2 protein-coding genes are annotated in these 1,771 nt (G+C 43.2%); both read right to left on the reverse strand.

Going from position 1 to position 1,771, the window contains the following annotated elements:
- A partial coding sequence (locus NC238_00825; protein MCM1564499.1) for a DinB family protein occupies positions 1-520 on the reverse strand: 520 nt, incomplete at its 3' end.
- A gap of 192 nt (positions 521-712) precedes the next feature.
- A complete protein-coding gene (locus NC238_00830) occupies positions 713-1,468 on the reverse strand; it encodes a hypothetical protein (protein ID MCM1564500.1) in 756 nt (251 codons plus the stop codon).
- Positions 1,469-1,771 lie beyond the last annotated feature (303 nt).

A 1,771-nucleotide genomic window follows, 5' to 3' on the forward strand; every position in this document is an offset into this window, starting at 1 on the left:
TGATCTGCTGCAGGTGAAAATTGAGGTGACGGATAGGATAGCGAAAAAGCTTATCAAGGGTCATGAAATCGTCAAAGGTAGAGTCCCACTCGGTAGGATAGTACATGCCGTGTTCCCACTCATCATCCTTGATGGAATCGATCTTTTTCAGAAGAGAAAAATAAACACGATCATAAATCTTGCCTATTCGTTGATAGGTAAAGACTTTCCCTTGTCCTCTAGCGCCGATCATGTTGAACCAGTTGAAGATACCTGTGAAGGAATTGAGCAACCAGGCAAACCATTTGGAAGAGCTTTTTGGGAGCTTACCCCATAAGCGTGCCATCGGCAAAAGCACATTAATAACAATAAAACCGAAGGTCACATGCGCCAAAACTTCCCCATTGGACCAGCCCGGATTAAGACTCTGATTTTTGAAATCCTGCTCAGAAAGAGAACCAAGGACAGTGTGAAACTTCATTCGGGCAGTTTCAAATTCCCAGCGGATCTCTTCTCTTTTGGTCTGACTACTTGGGTTCATTCGTTCTTCGTATCGTCTGATAAGAGCATGTCGGCGGTGGTTTTATAATGTTTTGATAGAGGCAATATTCGGATGGGCGAGGGCGGTTGCGAATAGAGGGTGAATCATGGAAAAACCTCATTAGCAAGTATTTCCGCAAGTGTACCATACACAGAATAATCGTTATCTGCTAACCATCAGTTACGGAGCTTTTTACTTCCACTCCCTATTTTTTGAATGCAAAACAAAATCTCCGAAAACTGGTGAAACAATGAAAACTGTGTGGAAGCATGAAATTTCGGGTAACAAGGGGATGGCATCGGAAAAAGCGATTTTGTTTGGAAAGTACAGGTTTGTATCGAGAACCAGCAAAATAGTGGGCACTGAAAGATTTCGAAGTTTATCAATCTTAACCTTCAGTCGTTCAACTAATAACGTTATTGACTCTTGGTTCGATTGTTCTTCAAATTTCGCAGAGGCTGGTGGGAATGGGTAAATAATAGCTATCTTGTTATGACTCTTCGAGATTTGACAAACATGGAAGTGACCCATGAAGTATTTGAAATCTGGTGCTGAATCTAACTCCTTCGTTGATCGAATGTAATCCAAAATTTGCTCCTGCAACTCAGCCCTGATTTTTCTAAAATTTCTTATCGGCAGACGAAAATAGACAGTATAAGCACCTGAGAGCCAACCGTTTTTCTTTGCTATCCTTTCCACATCTTTAACAAAATCCACAAATATTTTATTAACCTCTTCGCGCGGAAGCGGACGCTTGGTTCCGACGTCTATCTTTTCAACCAAATCAGTAACTTCAACAGCATAATGAATCTCATTTAGTAGTAAGTAATAATCCGGCGGTTCACTCTCTTTAGGTACATCTTCCCATTTTATTATTTCCTCAGGAAAGCAATTCGTTAAATATTCGTTGAATCGCAACTTGCACAATTCTTCATCATTTCGCTTCATGTTTTCCACCCGATGAAAATTTGCCGACCCCATTGCCATTTGTATCTTGAAGAGTATGATGCTTGTTTTGTTCTTATAATCCGTATCAGTTGCACTGCGCACATTGCGATGATATCATAACCCCAGCACTCTAATTCCCCATGCCATACCTCTTCGCCACCCAGGATCACGATTACACCGATTTCGCCAGCGGGCGGGTGATTTACAACCTGCCCGGCATGCCCGCCTTTCCTGTGCGGCTGGCCAGTGAGATCTTCCAGCGCGCGCGGGCGCTGCTGCCGGAGGTACCCCGGCTGGCGGTCT

The organism is Dehalobacter sp. (genome assembly GCA_023667845.1).
Classification (GTDB): Bacteria; Bacillota; Desulfitobacteriia; order Desulfitobacteriales; family Syntrophobotulaceae; genus Dehalobacter.